Here is a 2,069-nt window from a genome sequence, read left to right as displayed (position 1 = left end):
TCTCGAATACTATTACTTCCACAATTGCCTCTATGAAGGCGTCTGGCGCGACAACCGCCGCCGCTGGGACGCGCAGACACCCACATGGGAGGTGCTGAGGACCTACGGCAGTGACTACAAGGCGATCTTTGTCGGCGATGCCTCCATGTCGCCTTATGAGATCGCCTATCCGGGCGGTGCCAATGAACACTGGAACGCCGAGGCCGGGCAGGTCTGGCTGGCCCGTGCGCGCGAGCAATGGCACGCCAATGTCTGGCTGAACCCCCTGCCCGAGCGGCAATGGCAATATACCCAATCCGTCGGCATGATCCGCCAGATTTTCGACAGCGCGATGTTTCCCCTGACACTCGACGGGATCGGGCGGGCGATGAAAGTGCTGACCTGATATTCAGGGGCTTTGCCTCGGGCCTCCCTTCCCCCATATTGGTTGAATGCTGAAGCTCACCCCGATCCTGCTAGCCGTCCTCTACGGTCTTGCCATGTACCGCTTTTCGGTCTGGCGGACGAAACGGGTGCTGGACGAACGGTCGACTGAACTTGCCGATCCGCGGATGATGGCGCTGACCCGGCGGCTGGCCGAAGCGCTGGGGGTCACGCGGGTGCCGGTCCATATCTATGAGATCGCCCCGGTGAATGGGCTTGCAGCACCTGACGGGCGCATCTTCATCACGCGGGGCTTTTATCAGAAATATACCGAAGGCGCTGTGACGGCAGAGGAGATGACCAGCGTGATCGCCCATGAGCTGGGCCATGTGGCGCTTGGCCATTCCCGGCGGCGGATGATCGACTTTTCCGGGCAGAACGCCATCCGGGTGGTGCTGGCGAGCGTCCTTGGCCGGTTCCTGCCGGGGATCGGTGTCTATGTCGCGGGGCTTTTGACCTCGATGCTGGCGGCGCGCCTGTCACGGCAGGACGAATATGAGGCCGATGAATATGCCTCGGCTCTTCTCGTCAAGGTCGGGGTCGGGACGGGGCCGCAGAAAACCCTGTTCGAGAAACTCGAAACCCTGACCGGCAGTGCAGGCGCCGCGCCCGCCTGGCTGATGAGCCACCCGAAAACCGCCGAACGCATCGCCGCCATTGAACGGAACGAGGCGAAATGGGGCGTAGAGATCGGCACGGATCGCTGAATCCATCCGCGCCATGCGGCAGCCAGGGACCGGCCGCCGCATTTTTCGGTCCGCGATCAGGCGTTTACATCGACAACGACCCTGCCCTTGACCTGACCTTTCAGGATGTCGCGTCCAAGGCCCGGCAGATCCGACAGGGTCGCGGGCTGGATCATCGCCTCAAGCTTGTCCATCGGCAGGTCCCTGGCGATCCGCTCCCATGCGCGCAGGCGGTTGGCATAGGGCTGCATGACGCTGTCGATCCCCAGAAGATTGACGCCGCGCAGGATGAAGGGGGTGATCAGCGCGCCGTCGATGGCCGCACCGCCCGCAAGGCCGACAGCGGCGACCGAGGTGCCGTATTTCATCTGCTTGAGAACCCGGCCCAGCATCGCGCCCGCCACGGCATCGATACAGCCCGCCCATTGTTCGCCCTCCAGGGGCTTGCGGGTCACTTCGGTCAGCTCTTCACGCGCGACGATCTGGGTCGCACCAAGGCTTTTCAGATAATCCGCGGTTTCGGGCCGCCCGGTGACCGCCGCCACCTCATGGCCGAGATGTGCGAGGATCGCCGTCGCGACCGATCCGACGCCGCCCGCCGCACCCGTGACCAGAACCGGCCCGTGGCCTGGCTCAAGCCCGTGATCCTCCAGCGCCATGACCGACAGCATCGCCGTCAGACCGGCGGTGCCGACCGCCATCGCCTGACGTGTGGTCAGCCCATCGGGCAATGGCACCAGCCAGTCGGCGCGGACATTCGCCTTTTGCGAATAGCCGCCCCAATGCGCCTCACCCACACGCCAGCCGGTCAGCACGACCTTGTCACCCGCCTTGTAGCGCGGATCGCTGGACGCCTCGACCGTACCGGCAAAATCGATCCCCGGGATATGGGGATAGTTGCGCACGAGCCCGCCGCCCGGCCCGACACAAAGACCGTCCTTGTAGTTCACCGTCGAATAC

General features: G+C 64.1%; 2 protein-coding genes and 1 pseudogene. 2 read left to right on the top strand and 1 reads right to left on the bottom strand.

Translation table 11 applies throughout. The annotated features are described in order from the left end of the window. Together WBB85_RS02170 and WBB85_RS02165 are read left to right on the top strand one after the other, a co-directional pair. A pseudogene (locus WBB85_RS02170) lies at positions 1-385 on the top strand (VWA domain-containing protein); the annotation flags it as partial. A 46-nt stretch (positions 386-431) separates the two neighbouring features. Then, positions 432-1,130 (top strand): M48 family metallopeptidase, encoded by a 699-nt coding sequence (locus tag WBB85_RS02165; protein ID WP_432636981.1) that lies wholly within the window; start codon positions 432-434, stop codon positions 1,128-1,130. A 56-nt stretch (positions 1,131-1,186) separates the two neighbouring features. Here WBB85_RS02165 and acuI read toward each other — a convergent pair. Then, positions 1,187-2,069 (bottom strand): acryloyl-CoA reductase (acuI, locus tag WBB85_RS02160; protein ID WP_432636980.1); only part of this gene is annotated, 883 nt, incomplete at its 5' end.

Source organism: Albidovulum sp., assembly GCF_049646345.1.
Taxonomy (GTDB): domain Bacteria; phylum Pseudomonadota; class Alphaproteobacteria; order Rhodobacterales; family Rhodobacteraceae; genus Albidovulum.
The sequence above is the reverse complement of the archived record's forward strand: the minus strand, read 5'-3'. Positions and strand labels throughout refer to the sequence as shown.

What these genes read in the sequence shown, in the direction of transcription:
- WBB85_RS02165 (WP_432636981.1), top strand. Translation starts at nt 432, where the DNA reads ATGCTGAAGCTCACCCCGATCCTGCTAGCCGTCCTCTACGGTCTTGCC.